The organism is Streptomyces noursei ATCC 11455 (genome assembly GCF_001704275.1).
GTDB classification, from domain to species: domain Bacteria; phylum Actinomycetota; class Actinomycetes; order Streptomycetales; family Streptomycetaceae; genus Streptomyces; species Streptomyces noursei.
On record NZ_CP011533.1, the window covers coordinates 7377099 to 7392778 of the forward strand.

14 protein-coding genes are annotated in these 15680 nt (G+C 72.1%); 11 read left to right on the forward strand and 3 right to left on the reverse strand.

The window, feature by feature from the left end:
* Nucleotides 1–97: 97 nt before the first annotated feature.
* The 4 genes from argH (at nt 98) to SNOUR_RS31340 (ending at nt 6087) form a co-directional block, all read left to right on the forward strand.
* Nucleotides 98–1525 (forward strand): argininosuccinate lyase, encoded by a 1428-nt coding sequence (gene argH / locus SNOUR_RS31325; protein ID WP_039637949.1) that lies wholly within the window; start codon nt 98–100, stop codon nt 1523–1525.
* A gap of 176 nt (nt 1526–1701) precedes the next feature.
* The gene (locus SNOUR_RS31330; RefSeq protein WP_067353711.1) at nt 1702–2253 is read left to right on the forward strand and encodes a TetR/AcrR family transcriptional regulator; all 552 of its coding nucleotides are present in this window, start codon (nt 1702–1704) and stop codon (nt 2251–2253) included.
* A complete protein-coding gene (locus SNOUR_RS31335) occupies nt 2250–3878 on the forward strand; it encodes an MFS transporter (RefSeq protein ID WP_067353714.1) in 1629 nt (542 codons plus the stop codon). The genes SNOUR_RS31330 and SNOUR_RS31335 overlap by 4 nt, the downstream gene beginning before the upstream one ends.
* Before the next feature lie 235 nt (nt 3879–4113).
* Nucleotides 4114–6087, forward strand: a complete 1974-nt coding sequence (locus SNOUR_RS31340; protein ID WP_067353716.1) for a bifunctional metallophosphatase/5'-nucleotidase — start codon at nt 4114–4116, stop codon at nt 6085–6087.
* A gap of 75 nt (nt 6088–6162) precedes the next feature.
* Here SNOUR_RS31340 and SNOUR_RS31345 read toward each other — a convergent pair whose 3' ends face one another.
* A complete protein-coding gene (locus SNOUR_RS31345) occupies nt 6163–6834 on the reverse strand; it encodes a lysophospholipid acyltransferase family protein (RefSeq protein WP_067353718.1) in 672 nt (223 codons plus the stop codon).
* A 315-nt stretch (nt 6835–7149) separates the two neighbouring features.
* Between SNOUR_RS31345 and SNOUR_RS31350 the strand changes: the two genes are divergently transcribed.
* Together SNOUR_RS31350 and SNOUR_RS31355 are read left to right on the forward strand one after the other, a co-directional pair.
* Complete coding sequence (locus SNOUR_RS31350) at nt 7150–8331, forward strand: glycerophosphodiester phosphodiesterase (protein ID WP_067353721.1); 1182 nt, start codon at nt 7150–7152, stop codon at nt 8329–8331.
* Nucleotides 8332–8528: 197 nt separating this feature from the next.
* Nucleotides 8529–9017: a GNAT family N-acetyltransferase gene (locus tag SNOUR_RS31355; protein WP_067353723.1), complete on the forward strand. Its 489-nt coding sequence runs from the start codon at nt 8529–8531 to the stop codon at nt 9015–9017.
* Between the two features lie 49 nt (nt 9018–9066).
* On the opposite strand, the gene SNOUR_RS31360 is transcribed toward SNOUR_RS31355, so the two are convergent.
* Nucleotides 9067–9528, reverse strand: a complete 462-nt coding sequence (locus SNOUR_RS31360; RefSeq protein ID WP_174717918.1) for a hypothetical protein — start codon at nt 9526–9528, stop codon at nt 9067–9069.
* Nucleotides 9521–9889, reverse strand: coding sequence for a hypothetical protein (locus SNOUR_RS31365; RefSeq protein WP_067353726.1), 369 nt, complete (start codon nt 9887–9889; stop codon nt 9521–9523). The genes SNOUR_RS31360 and SNOUR_RS31365 overlap by 8 nt, the downstream gene beginning before the upstream one ends.
* Nucleotides 9890–10533: 644 nt before the next feature.
* On the opposite strand from SNOUR_RS31365, the gene SNOUR_RS31370 reads away from it, so the two are divergent.
* From SNOUR_RS31370 to cbiE, 5 genes are all read left to right on the forward strand, one after another.
* A complete protein-coding gene (locus SNOUR_RS31370; RefSeq protein ID WP_067353729.1) occupies nt 10534–11592 on the forward strand; it encodes a methionine ABC transporter ATP-binding protein in 1059 nt (352 codons plus the stop codon).
* Nucleotides 11589–12323, forward strand: a complete 735-nt coding sequence (locus SNOUR_RS31375) for a methionine ABC transporter permease (protein WP_067353731.1) — start codon at nt 11589–11591, stop codon at nt 12321–12323. The genes SNOUR_RS31370 and SNOUR_RS31375 overlap by 4 nt, the downstream gene beginning before the upstream one ends.
* A gap of 100 nt (nt 12324–12423) precedes the next feature.
* Entirely contained in the window at nt 12424–13281 is an 858-nt protein-coding gene (locus tag SNOUR_RS31380) for a MetQ/NlpA family ABC transporter substrate-binding protein (RefSeq protein ID WP_067358950.1), read from the forward strand.
* Nucleotides 13282–13535: 254 nt separating this feature from the next.
* Nucleotides 13536–14171, forward strand: coding sequence for a GNAT family N-acetyltransferase (locus SNOUR_RS31385; RefSeq protein WP_067353734.1), 636 nt, complete (start codon nt 13536–13538; stop codon nt 14169–14171).
* A 168-nt stretch (nt 14172–14339) separates the two neighbouring features.
* Nucleotides 14340–15569 carry a precorrin-6y C5,15-methyltransferase (decarboxylating) subunit CbiE gene (gene cbiE, locus SNOUR_RS31390; RefSeq protein WP_067353736.1) on the forward strand — a complete coding sequence of 410 codons (1230 nt, stop codon included), beginning with the start codon at nt 14340–14342 and terminating at the stop codon, nt 15567–15569.
* Nucleotides 15570–15680 lie beyond the last annotated feature (111 nt).

Sequence of the window (15680 nt, forward strand, 5' to 3'; positions counted from 1 at the left end):
ACGGGGCCGACCCGCCCGCCGTTCGAGCGCCGAACGGGCTGACCGTCAGTCCGTCCGGCGCCCGCCGTGAATCCACCACCGACGAGGAGCACAGCAAGTGAGCAGCAACAACGGCGACGTCCGGCTCTGGGGCGGTCGCTTCGCCGACGGACCGGCCGAGGCGCTCGCCAAACTCTCCGCCTCCGTCCACTTCGACTGGCGGCTGGCCCCGTACGACATCGCCGGCTCCCGCGCGCACGCCCGTGTGCTGCACAAGGCCGGACTGCTCACCGCCGACGAACTGGCCCGCATGATCGAGGGGTTGGACCGGCTCGAACGGGACGTCGCCGACGGCTCGTTCACCGGCACCATCGCCGACGAGGACGTGCACACCGCCCTGGAGCGCGGGCTGCTGGAGCGGCTCGGCCCGGACCTCGGCGGCAAGCTGCGGGCCGGCCGGTCCCGCAACGACCAGGTCGCCACGCTCTTCCGGATGTATCTGCGGGACCACGCCCGGATCGTCGGGGGGCTGCTGGCCGACCTCCAGGAGGCGCTGATCGGCCTCGCCGAGGCGCACCCGGACGTCGCGATGCCCGGCCGCACCCACCTCCAGCACGCCCAGCCGGTGCTCTTCGCCCACCATGTGCTCGCCCATGTGCAGTCGCTGTCCCGGGACGCCGAGCGGCTGCGGCAGTGGGACGAGCGGACCGCGGTCTCGCCGTACGGCTCCGGCGCGCTGGCCGGCAGCAGCCTGGGCCTCGACCCGGAGGCGGTCGCCGCGGACCTCGGCTTCGAGCGGGGCTCGGCGGGGAACTCCATCGACGGCACGGCCTCCCGGGACTTCGTCGCGGAGTTCGCCTTCATCACCGCGATGATCGGGGTCAACCTCTCCCGGATCGCGGAGGAGGTCATCATCTGGAACACGAAGGAGTTCTCCTTCGTCACGCTGCACGACGCCTTCTCCACCGGCTCGTCGATCATGCCGCAGAAGAAGAACCCGGACATCGCGGAGCTGGCGCGGGGCAAGTCGGGGCGTCTGATCGGCAACCTCACGGGGCTGCTGGCGACGCTCAAGGCCCTGCCGCTCGCCTACAACCGCGACCTCCAGGAGGACAAGGAGCCGGTCTTCGACTCCTGCGACCAACTGGAAGTGCTGCTTCCGGCGTTCACCGGGATGATGGCCACGCTGACCGTCAACCGCGCGCGGATGGAGGAACTGGCGCCCGCCGGCTTCTCGCTCGCCACCGATGTCGCCGAGTGGCTGGTCAAGCAGGGCGTACCGTTCCGGGTGGCGCACGAGGTGGCCGGCGAGTGCGTCAAGGAGTGCGAGGCGCAGGGCATCGAGCTGGACGAGCTGACCGACGAGCAGTTCGCCAAGATCTCGCCGCACCTGACGCCCGAGGTCCGGGGCGTCCTCAACGTCCCCGGTGCGCTCGCGGCGCGCGACGGCCGGGGCGGCACCGCGCCGTCGGCGGTGGCGGTGCAGCTCGCCGAGGTGCGGGCGGACCTGGTGCGGCAGCAGGAGTGGGCCGCGGCGAAGAAGTGACGGCGCGGCCGGCGCGGCCGGCGCCGGCCGACGAGGGCGGCCCCACCTGATCAGGTGGGGCCGCCCTCGCGTTTCCCGCGGTGCCCGGCCCCGGTGCGGTGCCCCGGAGGGCGCTCGCATGCGACGGCGCAGAATTGGATGAGACATGAATGTCTCATCCGGGTATCCTCTGTCTCATGCCCGTGGACAGAGAACACGTACTCACCGAAGCCGCCGCCCTGCTCACCCGGCGCGCGACGACGTCGATGGACGAGATCGCCCGCGCCGCGGGCATCAGCCGGGCGACCCTGCACCGGCACTTCGCGGGCCGCGACGCGCTGATCCGCGCCCTGGAGGAGCACGGGATCGAGCGGTTCGCCCGGGCCATCGACGCCGCCCGGCTCGACGAGGGGGACGCCGCCGGCGCGCTGCGCCGACTGGTCCACGAGGCCGAGCCGGTCGCCGGCGTGCTGGCCTTCCTCTTCACCGAGAACCAGCTCTTCGAGGCCGAGCCGGTCAACGCCGGCTGGGCCCAGCTCGACGCCCGGCTCACCGCACTGTTCCGTCGCGGCCAGGAGGAGGGCACCTTCCGGGTCGACCTCAGCGCGATCTGGCTGACCGAGGCGTTCTACGGCCTCCTCGGCGCCGGCGCCTGGGCGGTGCACGAAGGCCGCGTCGCGCGGAACGACCTCGACCACTCGATCGCCGAGCTGCTGCTCGGCGGCATCCGACGGAGCATGGAGAAATGAGCGATCCCACAGCCGAAGGGCGGGCTGGTTCAGCCCATGTGGACGACCAGCCCCGGCCGGGCCGTTGGCTCGCCCTCTCGGTCCTGGTCCTGGCGGTCCTGCTGGTCGGCGTCGACGCCACCGTGCTCGGCCTCGCCACCCCGTTCCTGAGCGAGGACCTGAAGCCGTCCGGCACCCAGCTGCTGTGGATCGGCGACATCTACTCGTTCGTCATCGCCGGACTGCTGGTCTCCATGGGCAGCCTCGGCGACCGGATCGGCCGGAAGAAGCTGTTGCTCATCGGCTCGGTGGCGTTCGGCGCGCTGTCGGTGCTCGCCGCCTACGCCACCAGCCCGTCGATGATGATCATCGCGCGCGGCCTCCAGGGCGTGGCGGGGGCGACGCTGATGCCCTCCACCCTCGCCCTGATCCGCAACCTCTTCCACGACCCCAAGGAACGCAGCCTGGCGATCGGCATCTGGGGCGCCATGGCTTCGGCCGGCACGGCGGTCGGGCCGGTCCTCGGCGGCTTCCTGCTGGGCCACTTCTGGTGGGGCTCGGTCTTCCTGATCAACCTCCCGGTGATGGCGCTGCTGGTCGTCGTCGGCGCCAAGGTGATCCCCGAGTCCCGCAACCCCGACCCCGGTCCGTGGGACGTCCCCAGCGTCGTACTGTCGCTGGTGGGCATCGTCGGCGTCGTCTACGCCATCAAGGAAGCGGCGGTGCACGGCTTCCGCTGGGACATCGGGCCGGCCGCCGTCGTCGGCGTGCTCGCCCTGCTGCTGTTCGTCCGCCGCCAGCACACCCTCGCCTCGCCGCTGCTGAACATGCGGCTCTTCCAGCACCGGGGCTTCTCCGGCGCGGTGCTGGCCGACCTGCTGACCATCCTCGGACTGTCCGGTCTGGTCTTCTTCCTCTCCCAGTTCCTCCAGATGGTGCAGATGCGCTCGCCGTTCAACGCCGGGCTGGTCGAACTCCCGGCCGCGGTCGGCGCGGTGGGTGCCGGCCTGGCCGCCGGCTGGGTCGCCCGCCGGCTGTCGGTGCGCCTGGTGGTGGCCGGTGGCCTCGCGGTGGTCGGCCTCTCGCTCGCCGGCTGCATGGCCCTGCACGCCGACACCGGCACCCTCGCGCTGTGCGTCATCCTCTTCGTCGTGGGCGTCGGCGCCGGCTTCGCCTTCACCGTCACCGCCGACGTCATCCTCTCCAGCGTGCCCAAGGAGGAGGCCGGTTCCGCCTCCGCGGTCTCCGAGACCGCCTACGAGCTGGGCGCCGCGCTCGGCATCGCCCTGCTGGGCTCCATCGTCACCAGCATGTACCAGGGCTTCAGCGTCCCCGCCGGCGTGCCCGAACACGCCGCCGAGGCCGCCCGCTCCTCGCTCGGCGGCGCCGTGGACGCCGCCGCCCACCTCCCCGCCGAGCAGGGCGCCGCCCTGCTGAAGGCCGCCCAGGACTCCTTCGTCAACGGCGTGGACACCGCGGCCGGACTGGGCGCGGTGGTGCTGCTGGGCGCCGCGGTGGCCGCGTGGTTCCTGCTCCGCGGCCAGACCCTGGCCGACAGCGCGGAGCCGCAGCCCGCGCCGGAGGCCGAGACCGCTCCGGTGGCCGGCTCCGGCTCCACCGCCGGTGGCCCGGCCGGGCACCCGTAAGGGCCCCACCCGGCGGGCGAACGAGGGACACCACCCCGCCGCCTGCCCCCGCACAGGCGTGTCCCGTGGATCGTGACCGCGCGCACCGGACATGATCCACAGGACACGCCCCCGGGGGCGACTGTCCCCTGCCGTTCACGCCCGGTACGCGTCCTGGTGACCGGTTGTCCCGCACGGCTCGTTTGACTCTCGCGTCGTCCCCCCAACGGTCGGACCCGCTCAGGAGAGTGACGCAGTGCGCGACATCGGACGACGGTCCTTCGTAACCGCCGCGGGGGCGATGGCCACCGCCAGCGCGATCGGCAGCAACGCCTACGCCACCGGCCACGCCCGCGACGCCGCCACGGCCGACGAGTACGTCGACGTCCAGCTGCTCAACATCACCGATCTGCACGGCTATCTACAGGGCGCCCCGGGCGCCAACTCCGTCATCACCGGCACCGGCGGCAAGCGCCACACCGTCGGCGGCGTCGCCTACATGGCCGCCCACCTGGAGCGGCTGCGCGCCGGACGGCGGAACTCCATCTTCTTCGCCCCCGGCGACCTCTTCTCCGGCTGGGAGTTCGACGCCGCCTCCTTCGCCGACGAGCCCACCATCGAGGCCCTCAACGCCCTGCAGATGGACTTCGCCTCGGCCGGCAACCACGAGTTCGACAAGTCGACGGTCTTCCTGCGGGAGCACATGGAGCGTGGCCGGCCCTTCCCGGTCGTCGGCCGCGACGTCTCCTTCACCGACTCCACCGGCCACCGCTTCCGCGGCGCGAACTTCCCCTACTACAGCGCCAACATGGTCTGGCACGACACCGGCGAGCGGGTGCTGCCGCCGTACAACATCGTGCACGTGGACGCCGGCCGCGGCCGCCGGCTGCCCATCGGCTTCATCCACCTGACCGCCATCGGCACAGAGTCCTTCCCCGGCTCCTACCAGCCCCAACTGCGCACCCTGGACGAACTGGAGACCGCCAACCGCTGCGCGGCGGCCCTCAAGAGCCGGGGCGTCAACGCGATCGTCCTCAGCATGCACGACGGCGCGGTCGCCGGCGGCAACTTCGAAAGCGGCAGCAACCCCTCCGGCCCGGCCTACGAACTGGCGCTGCGGGTCTCGCCCGCCATCGACGCCATCGTCACCGGCCACTGGCACTGCGCCTTCACCATGATGCTGCCCGACCCCAAGGGCGTGCCCCGCCCGTTCGTCGAGGCCGGCTGCTACGGCCAGATCATCAACGAGATCAACCTGCGGCTGGACCCGGTCTCCGGCAGGGTGATCCGGGAGCTGACCACCTCCGTCAACCACCCCAACACCCGTGATGTGACGCCGGATCCGGAGCTGAAGTCGATCGCCGACTACTGGGCCGGTTACGGCGCCCGGCGCGCCCGCACCCGTATCGGCACCCAGACCGCCTCGTTCACGCGGCGGCGCAACGCGATGGGGGAGTCCACCATGGGCAACCTTGTCGCCGACTGGGCACTGTGGGCGGGCGGCCGACCGCACGGCCCGATGGACGACCGCGGAGGGCACCGCAACGTCCCCGCCGAACTCGCCGTCATCGCGCTGGCCCCGCGGGTCGGCGCCGCGATCATCGCCGGCGACCTGGTACGTGACGAGGCGTCGGACGGGGTGGTCACCTTCGGGCAGGCGTGGAACGCGGTCGGCTTCGGCGACCCGATCATGACCGTCACGGTCACCGGCCGACAGATCCACGACGCCCTGGAACAGCAGTGGGCCCCCACCCCCGGCGGCGGGATGTCCTTCTCCCCGCTGGCCGTCTCCGGCAACGTCCGCTACACCTTCGACGCCACCGGCCGGCCCGGCCACCGGATCGACCCCGCCGACGTCCTCGTCGACGGCGAGCCGCTGGACCCCGCCCGCCGCTACCGCCTCGCCGCCCCCTCCTACACCCTCATCAACCAGGACGGGTTCAGCGCCTTCACCGGCTTCACCGAACCCGTCCGGCACACCCGGGACTTCGAGAGCTTCGTCTCCTACGTCCGCGCCCGGCGGAGGCTGTCCCCGTCCGAACCGAACCGCGTCACGGCCAGGAACGCCCATCGCCCCGGTGCCCACGTCGGCTCCGTCGCCGAGCACCAGCAGCAGCTCCTGCGGGCCGACGCCAACCACGTCCCGCGCCCGGAGGTGGCCCTGCGCGCCGCGCTGACCGGCGACGCCGAGGGGCAGCGCGCGCCCGGCGGCTTCCGGGTGCCCTGCTGACCGCCCGGTAGCGGCGCACGTGCGAGGGGCCCCGTCCGGGATACGGACGGGGCCCCTGGTGGCGCGGGGGACGGGTCAGGCGGCGGCGCGGGCCTTGGTGGCGTAGACGTCGACGTACTCCTGGCCGGACAGCTCCATGACGTCGCTCATCACCTCGTCGGTGACCGCCCGCAGCACATAGCGGTCCCGGTCCATGCCCTCGTAGCGCGAGAAGTCCAGCGGCTCGCCGAACCGCACGGTCACCGGGGCGATGTGCGGACGGCCCTTGCCGCCGGGCTGCACCTTGTCCGTGCCGATCATGGCGAACGGGACGACCGGGGCGCCGGTCATCAGCGCGAGTCGGGCGACGCCGGTCCGGCCGCGGTACAGGCGCCCGTCGGGGGAGCGGGTGCCTTCCGGGTAGATGCCGAAGGCGTGGCCCTCCTCCAGGATCCGCCGCCCGGTCATCAGCGCCGCCACCCCGCCGTGTCCGCCGTCGCGGTCCACCGGGACCATCCCGGCGGTGGTGAAGAACCAGGCCATCAGCCGGCCCTTGATCCCCTTGCCGGTGACGTACTCGTCCTTGCCGATGAAGAACACCGGGCGCTTGACCACGAGGCTGAGGAAGATCGAGTCGATGAACGTGACGTGGTTTCCGGCCATGATCACCGGGCCGGTCCCCGGAATCCGCTCGATGCCCTCGACCTTCGGGCGGAACAGGACGCGCATCATCAGTCCGAGGATCGCCTTCAGCACAATGCGGGACAACGGGCCCTCCGGGTCGTGGCTGGACAGGATCAGGGCGGCGCAGCGCTCTGCAGCCCAGGACCATACTCGCGGGTCACTCCCGCGCGCACATCGGGTTCACGGGGCCGATACGCAGAGTTGACGTGCGTCACGTCCATGTTCCGCGCGGTACCCCCGCACGTCTCCCCGGCATCACCCGTCCGTGCTTACGATCAAGGCGCTTCCGTGAGAGGTGCGTATACAGCTCGCGGGACACCTTGATACACCGGAACGCCCTGGAACGCCCGGAACGTCACCGGGCCGGTCGGGGCACGACGCAGAACGAGGAGCACGGGCATGGAGAAGCGGCACGAGCCGGGGCGGCGGACGGTACTGGGAGCCGCCGCCCTGGGCGCGGGGGCGGCGGTACTGGCCGGCGCGGGACAGGCCCAGGCCGCCGGCCCGGCGGAGCGGGCGGCGGGCCCGGCGGCCCGGCCGGCGCCCGCCGGACGGCCCGACAAGCTGCCGGTCCCGCTGGTCGTCGGCCACCGGGGCGCCAGCGGCTACCGCCCCGAGCACACCTTCGGCTCCTACCAACTGGCCCTCGACATGGGCGCGGACGTCATCGAGGCCGGTGACCTCGTCCCCACCAAGGACGGGCACCTGGTCTGCCGGCACGAGAACGACATCTCCGCCACCACCGACGTCGCCGACCACCGCGAGTTCGCCGGTCGCAGGACCACCAAGACCGTGGACGGCAAGAAGCTCACCGGCTGGTTCACCGAGGACTTCACGCTCGCCGAGCTGAAGACCCTGCGCGCCAAGGAGCGCATCCCCGACGTCCGCCAGCACAACACCCTGTACAACGGCCACTGGCAGATACCCACCTTCGAAGAGGTCCTCCAGTGGGCCGAGCGCGAGGGACGCCGCCGCGGCCGCCCCGTCTGGGTCTACCCCGAGACCAAGCACCCCACCTACTTCCGCAAGCTGGGCCTGGGCATCGAGGAGCCGCTCGCCAAGCTGCTGCGCCGCTACGGCCGGCACACCGCGCACGCCCCGAACTTCGTGCAGTCCTTCGAGCCCAGCAGCATCCAGCGGCTCGGCCGACTCGGCGTGAAGTGCCCCAAGGTCGTCCTGCTCGACGAGCCGTCCGTCAAGCCCTGGGACTTCGTCGAGTCCGGCGACCCGCGCACCACCGCCGACCTCCTCACGCCCGAGGGGCTCAAGTGGATCTCCGGCTTCGCCCAGGGCATCGGCCCCTGGCTGCCGCAGATCATCGCGCAGGACGAACAGGGCAAGCTCGGCAAGCCCACCACCCTCGTCCGTGACGCGCACGCCGCGGGCCTGGTCCTCCACCCGTACACCGTGCGGAACGAGAACAACTTCCTGCCGCTGGACTTCAGGGTCGGCAAGAACCCGGGCGACTACGGCAACTCGCTCGCGTACTTCAAGGCGCTCTTCGCCACCGGCATCGACGGGCTCTTCTCCGACAACCCGGACACCGCGCTGCTGGCCGCCGAGGAGTTCCGCCGGCACTAGGCCGCTCCCGGACCGGCGTCCGGCCCCCATCCGCCCGCGTACTCATCTGAGTTGGGAATGTCACAGGGGAGCTTGGCGCCGGTCCGTTCCGCTTGTCCCGAATGCCTGCGCAGAATGCCCGCGGCGGAGATTGCCACCGCCGAATGCCGGGGAGTCCGGAAGCGGACAGCGAACCCACGAAGGGGAGGCAGACGCGCATGGGCACGAGCGTGACCATCTCGACGGCGACCGACGACGACGGCGAGCAGATCCTCAAACTCCAGTACCTCTGTTACCAGGCCGAGGCCGCGCTCTACGACGACTACGGCATCGAGCCGCTGACCCAGACGCTGGACTCCCTGCGCGCCGAACTCGCCGAGGGCTGCGTCATGGTGGCCAGACTCGGCCGGGAGGTCGTGGGGTCGGTGCGCGGCACCGTGGACGCCGACGGCACCGCGAGGATCGGCAAGCTGATCGTGCACCCCCGGCTCCAGCGGCACGGCCTCGGCGGCCGGCTGCTGGCGGCCGTCGAGCGGCGGCTGGCCGAGGAGCGCTCCGCCAAGCGCTACCGCCTCTTCACCGGCCACCGCAGCGAGGGCAACCTCCGGCTCTACCGCAACCACGGCTACGCGCCGGTCGGCACCGAGCAGCTGACCCGCCGGCTGAGCCTGGTCACCCTGGAGAAGGAGCCGAGCGCCGCGCCGTGACCAGGGACCGGGCCCGCGTCCACGGCGGGCCCGGACGTCCGACCGTGCGCTACGCCGTCGCCGTACGGGCCCGGCGCAGCCACATCAGCCCGGTGACCGGCAGCGCGACCGGGATGAAGAGATAGTCCATGCCGAAGTACGACCAGACCGTGGAGTCCGCGAACGCCGCCGGGTCCACCAGCGTCCAGGTGCCGATGCCGACCACCCCGATCAGCTCCAGCGCGCAGCAGGCCACCGCCGCCCGCCGGGCCCCCTCGCCGCCCCGCACCAGCGAGAACGTGATGAAGCCGTAGACCAGTGCGGAGACCGCCGACAGCAGGTACGCCAGCGGGGCGCGGTCGAACTGGGCGATCAGCTGGTAGATCGAGCGGGACGCGGCGGCGACGGTGAAGACGCCGTAGAGGGTGACCAGCAGTCGCCCCGGGCCCGCGCCCAGCTTCGTGACCGGATCCCGGCCGGTGGTCCCGTCCGCGGCACCGGCCGCCGTGGTCTTCGGCGCAGTCTCAGGCACTGCCGCCTCCCCAGATGTCGAAGAGCCGTACTTCCAGGACGGCCAGCACCACGGAGCCCGCGGCGACGGTGGCCGAACCCCACCGGGTGCGCTCGGAGAGCGACATGAACCCGGTCGCCGGGACGCACGCGGCCGCCCCCAGCAGATACGCCAGGAAGAGCGCGGTGCCCTTGTCCGGCTGCTGCCCGCGCGCCAACTGCACGATGGCGATGACCAGTTGGACGACGCACAGCACGGACACCACGGCCATGCCGATGAAGTGCCAGTCCTTGGTGGGTTCGTTGCGGTACGCGGCGAGGCCGCACCAGGCGGCCAGCGCGAGAGCGGTCACGCCGACCGCGAGCGTCAGCGCGTCGATCACCGCGGCCTCCGGGCGAGGCGGCCGCGCGCCGTGGGGTTGTGGGGCATGCGCCCGATGCTAATCGGCGCCGGGTCGGGCACCGCGTCCGGCCCCGCCGCGGCCCGACGCGGCGCTCGCCGGGACGGGCGCCGTCCCGGCGGCCGTGGCGTTGGCCACAGCCCGTCCCGCACCGCACCGGCCGACCGGTCGCCGTGCCGCCGCCCCGCCGGCAGCATCCGCGCAGGCCACGCGCGGACCGGCCGAGATCATCCGGGGCGGGCGGGGCCCGGTCCAGGCTCCGGTCGCCGCCGTCCGCTATACGGACAGGCTTGATCGGGCCACACCGCTGTCTGGTTTACTGACCGCCATGACCACGACGAGCAGCCGCACCCCTGCGACCGAGGCGCTTCCCGCGCCCGGTGCTCGTCGCATGTGTCGAATGTGTGACCGCTGAGGGCCCCCGTCCGAGCCTCGCGCCCCGAAGCGAGACCTCCCGCCATGAGCCGAACGTCGCACCCCGGCGCCATCGGCCGCCCCGCGTCACCGGAACCGGGAGCCGGGCCCCGCGCCCACCGCCGCTCCCCGTTTCCCCCTGCCGCACTCGCAAGAATGCCCCGTGCCCGGCGGGCCAGCCGCCGAGCACTCGACAGTGACGGAATTCCCCTGTGATCACCACAACGGGCCTGACCAAGGTCTACCGATCGGGAGGCCGTGAGGTCACCGCCCTGGACGGCGTCGATCTGCACGTCCGAGAGGGCGAGGTGTACGGCGTCATCGGCCAGAGCGGCGCCGGCAAATCCACCCTCATCCGCTGCCTCAACCTCCTGGAACGCCCCACCTCCGGCACGGTCACCGTGGCCGGCCAGGACCTCACCGCCCTCGGCGGACGGGGGCAGCGCGCCAACGCCGCGCTGCGCGCCGCGCGCAGCCACATCGGCATGGTCTTCCAGCACTTCAACCTGCTGTCCTCGCGCACCGTCCAGGACAACGTCGAACTGCCCCTGGAGATCCTCAAGGTCGGCCGCCGCGACCGCGCCGCCAAGGCGCTGGAACTCCTGGACCTGGTCGGCCTCGCCGACAAGGCCAACGCCTACCCCGCCCAGCTCTCCGGCGGCCAGAAGCAGCGCGTCGGCATCGCCCGCGCCCTGGCCGGCGACCCCAAGGTGCTGCTCTCCGACGAGGCCACCAGCGCCCTCGACCCGGAGACCACCCGCTCCATCCTGACGCTGCTGCGCGACCTCAACCAGCAGCTCGGCCTCACCGTCGTCCTCATCACGCACGAGATGGACGTCGTCAAGACCATCTGCGACTCCGCCGCGCTGATGAAGGGCGGCCGGGTCGTCGAGCAGGGCACCGTCGCCGAGCTCCTCGCCACCCCGGGCTCCGAGCTGGCCCGCGAGCTGTTCCCGGTCGGCGGCGAGCCCTCCGCCGAGGACCGCACCGTCGTCGACGTCACCTTCCACGGCGCGGCCGCCACCCGCCCGGTGATCTCCGAGCTGGCCCGCACCTACAACGTCGACATCTCCATCCTCGGCGCCGCCATGGACACCATCGGCGGCAAGCAGGTCGGCCGGATGCGCATCGAGCTGCCCGGCCGCTTCGAGGACAACGTCGTGCCCATCGGCTACCTGCGCGAGCAGGGCCTGCAGGTCGACGTCGTCGACGGCGCCGCTGCCGACGCCGCCCCGGAGACCACCCCGCTCCAGAAGGAAGATGCCAAGTGAGCTGGAACGACATGCAGCCGCTGCTGTCCGACGCCACCCTCGACACCCTCTTCATGCTGTGGTGGTCCACGGTCTACTCGGTCCTCATCGGCATCCCCGTCGGCGTCCTGCTGCACCTGACCGACCGCGGCGCCATGCTCCAGAACGTCGTGGTGAACAAGGTCCTCGGCGCGATCGCGAACATCGGGCGGTCCTTCCCGTTCCTGATCCTCATCGTCGTGCTGATGCCCTTCACCCGCTTCCTGGTCGGCACCGCCATCGGCCCGACCGGTGCCGTGGTCACGCTCACCATCGCCGCCATCCCGTTCTTCGCCCGCCTCGTGGAGGCCGCGCTGCGCGAGGTCGACCACGGACTGGTCGAGGCGGCCCAGGCGATGGGCGGCGGCACCTGGACCGTCATCTTCAAGGTGCTGCTCCCGCAGGCGCTGCCGGCCCTGGTCGCCGCCATCACCACCACCGTCATCACGCTGATCGGCTACTCGGCGATCGCCGGCGCGGTCGGCGGCGGCGGGCTCGGCGCCCTGGCCTACAACTACGGCTACCTGCGGTACGACACCAGGCTCATGATCATCACCGTCGTCGAGCTGATCCTCATCGTCACCGTCGTCCAGCTGCTCGGCGACCTGATCGTCCGCCGGCTCGCCGCCCGCGGCACCCGCTCCTCCGCCCTGCGGGTCGGCCTGCGCCGGGTCCGCACCGAGGAGCCGACCCCGGTCACCGAGGCCGCCTGACCCCACGCACCACCCGCGTCACCCGCACCCCCAAAGCCCGGACCCTTTGCCGGGCGCAGCCCACACGGATCCCCGTGTGCACAAGAAAGAGGCACTCTTCGTGCGTAACACCATCAAGATCACCGTGGCCATAGCCGCCGCCTCCGCCGTCGCCCTCGGCGCGAGCGCCTGCAGCGCCCCCTCCGACGTCAGCGCGAGCGGCGACAAGGGCGACAAGAACGCCCCGCTGGTCATCGCCGCCAGCCCCACGCCGCACGCGACGATCCTCGACTACGTCAAGGAGAAGCTGGCGCCCCAGGTGGGCCTGAAGCTGGTCGTCAAGCCCTTCAACGACTACAAGCTGCCGAACAAGGTCACCGACGACGGCCAGGTCGACGCCAACTTCTTCCAGCACAAGCCGTTCCTGGACACCTTCAACAAGGAGAACGGCACCCACATCGTCCCGGTCGTGAACGTCGAGATCGAGCCGCTGGGCATCTACTCCAAGAAGATCCACAAGCTCTCCGACCTCAAGGCCGGCTCCACCGTCTCGGTGCCCAACGACCCGTCCAACGAGGGCCGCGCGCTCAAGCTGCTCGCCGACAACGGTGTGATCACCCTCAAGCCCGGCGTCGGCTCCGACGCCACGCTGACCGACGTCAAGGACAACAAGGGCGTCAAGATCACCGAGCTGGAGGCCGCCCAGACCGCGCCGCGCCTCGCCGACGTCGACGCCGCCGTCATCAACGGCAACTTCGCGGTCGGCGCCAACCTCAAGCCCTCCAGCGACGCGCTGGCCCTGGAGAAGGCGCAGGGCAACCCCTACGCCAACTTCCTCGCCGTCAAGCAGGGCAACGAGAACGACCCGCGGATCAAGAAGCTCGCCAAGCTCCTCAACTCCGACGAGGTCAAGAAGTTCATCGAGGACAAGTACAAGGACGGCTCGGTCATCCCGGCCTTCGGTCCCGTCAAGGGCTGACGCCCCCGTTACCGGGAGGCGGGGCGCGCCCCCGCTCCACGCGGCCGCCCCACCGTGCCTCCCGTCCTCTCCGCACCCGCCCACCCCTTCCACAGGGGTGGGCGGGTGCGGTCACGGGCCCCGGGCGCGTGGCACGCCCGCGGGCCCATGCTGCATGCTGGTGCATTCAAGACGGTCAGGACGGCCCCGGCCGCGCGGTGCACACGGCCCGCGACATCCCGGGGCACCCCAGTCAACGGCGTTGGAGCATCGGCATGACATCCACCTTTCCGGACATCTCCCTCAGCACGGACCGGTTGGTGCTGCGCGCGCTCGACGAGGACGACATCCCCGCCCTGGCCGCGATGATGAACGACGAACTGGTCGCCGCCTGGACCGCGGTGCCCCAGCCGTACACCGAGGACGCCGCCCGCACCTGGGTCACCGAGTACGCACCCACCGAACGCATCGCGGGCCGCGGCCTCGACCTCGCGGTCACCGAGTTCCTCACCCAGCGCCTGGTCGGCATCGTCCAGCTCGGCCACACCAACTGGCGGGTCCGCTCCACCGAGATCTCCTACATCGTCGCCTCCTGGGCCCGCGGCGAGGGATACGCCTCCGAGGCGGCCCTCGCCACCGCCCGCTGGCTCTTCGAGGACCAGAAGTTCGAGCGCCTGGAACTGCGCACCGCCGCCGGCAACACCGCCTCCCAACAGGTCGCCCAGAAGATCGGCTGCATCAGCGAGGGCGTGCTGCGCAACGCCTGCATAGCCCGCACCCGTGCCGACGACGGCGGCTGGACCGACGTCCGCACGGATCAGATCGTCTGGAGCCTGCTCCCCGAAGACCTCGACGGGCCGCCGGCCCGGACGGTCGACGCCAACGGCTTCGCCTACCCCGAGTGGAACTGACCACGCGGCACCTCCCACCCCGGTCGCCGGGGTACCCTCGGCCTGCCGGACGGCGGCCGGGCCCGCCCCGACCAGCGCGGACCGGCACCCCGCAGCACCCCCGGACGGCGGCCACCGCACCCGTCAACCACCCCAGGAATTCCCACCAGCCCCAGGAGACTGACGAGCATGGCCGACCGGGTCACGGTGATCGGATGGGACGGCTCTCCGCTGACCGCCGCCGGCCGCTCCGCCCTCGCCGCCGCGACCCTCGTCGCCGGTGCCGCCCACCACCTCGCGCTGCCCGAAGTCCCGCCGGCCGCCGAACGGATCCGGCTCGGCAGCACCACCCTCGCCGCCCGCCGCATCGCCCAGCACCGCGGCACCGCCGTCGTCCTCGCCGACGGCGACCCCGGCTTCTTCGGCGTGGTCCGCACCCTGCGCGACCCCGAATACGGCCTGGAGGTCGAGGTCGTACCGGCCGTCTCCTCGGTCGCCGCCGCCTTCGCCCGCGCCGGCATGCCCTGGGACGACGCCCAGATCGTCGTCGCCCACAGCCGCGACCTGCGCCGCGCGGTCAACGTCTGCCGCGCCCACCCCAAGGTCGCGGTGCTCACCTCACCCGGCGCCGGACCCGCCGAACTCGCCCTCCTCCTGGAAGGCGTGCACCGCACCTTCGTCATCTGCGAGGACCTGGGCACCGAACGGGAACGGGTGACGGTCCTCACATCCGACAAGGTCGCCGACCACGTCTGGCGCGACCCCAACGTCGTCATCGTCGTCGGCGGTTCGCCGTCCGGCGCCGCCGCCCAGGGCACCGGCTGGATCGCCGGGACCCCCGGCACCGCCGCGGGCCACCCCGCCGGCCCGCGCGGCTGGGGACTTCCGGACCGCGTCTACGGCGGAGGGCTCGGCGAGGGTGAGGCCGTCCAGCTGCGCACCGCCCAACTCGCCCGCCTCGGGCCGCGGGTGGGCGACCTGGTCTGGGACATCGGGTCCGGCAGCGGGGCCGCGGCGGTCGAGGCCGCGCGGTTCGGCGCCGCGGTCATCGCGGTCGACGCCGACCCCGACGCGTGCGGCCGCGCCACCGCCCTCGCCCGTCGGTACGGCGTCCAACTCCAGGCCGTGCACGGCCTGGCGCCACAGATCCTGGAGGACCTCCCGGAGCCCGACGTGGTGCGCGTCGGCGCCGGGGGAGCGGCCGTGGTCGCCGCCTGCGCGACCCGTCGCCCCGAACGGATCGTCACCCACGCCGCCACCCGCGACGAGGCCGAGGCGCTCGGCCGCGCCCTCGCCGACGGCGGCTACGAAGTCGAGTGCGCCCTCCTGCAGTCCGTGGAACTCGACACCTCCGTCTGGGTCGAACGTGAACGCTCTGTGGTGTTTTTGCTGAGCGGCTATCGCGTTCCTCACCCGTGACCAGGAAGGCCACCCGCGCGCGGTAGGCTGGCGGATCGTTGCGCCGCCGTTCCGCGTTCGGCTTCGTACGCCAATATCCGGAAATTGCCGTGGTTTTGGACGAAAATGAAG

Coding starts and splice junctions, on each gene's coding strand:
- SNOUR_RS31330 (WP_067353711.1), top strand. CDS start 1,702: ATGCCCGTGGACAGAGAACACGTACTCACCGAAGCCGCCGCCCTGCTC.
- SNOUR_RS31335 (WP_067353714.1), top strand. CDS start 2,250: ATGAGCGATCCCACAGCCGAAGGGCGGGCTGGTTCAGCCCATGTGGAC.
- SNOUR_RS31350 (WP_067353721.1), top strand. CDS start 7,150: ATGGAGAAGCGGCACGAGCCGGGGCGGCGGACGGTACTGGGAGCCGCC.
- SNOUR_RS31355 (WP_067353723.1), top strand. CDS start 8,529: ATGGGCACGAGCGTGACCATCTCGACGGCGACCGACGACGACGGCGAG.
- SNOUR_RS31385 (WP_067353734.1), top strand. CDS start 13,536: ATGACATCCACCTTTCCGGACATCTCCCTCAGCACGGACCGGTTGGTG.
- cbiE (WP_067353736.1), top strand. CDS start 14,340: ATGGCCGACCGGGTCACGGTGATCGGATGGGACGGCTCTCCGCTGACC.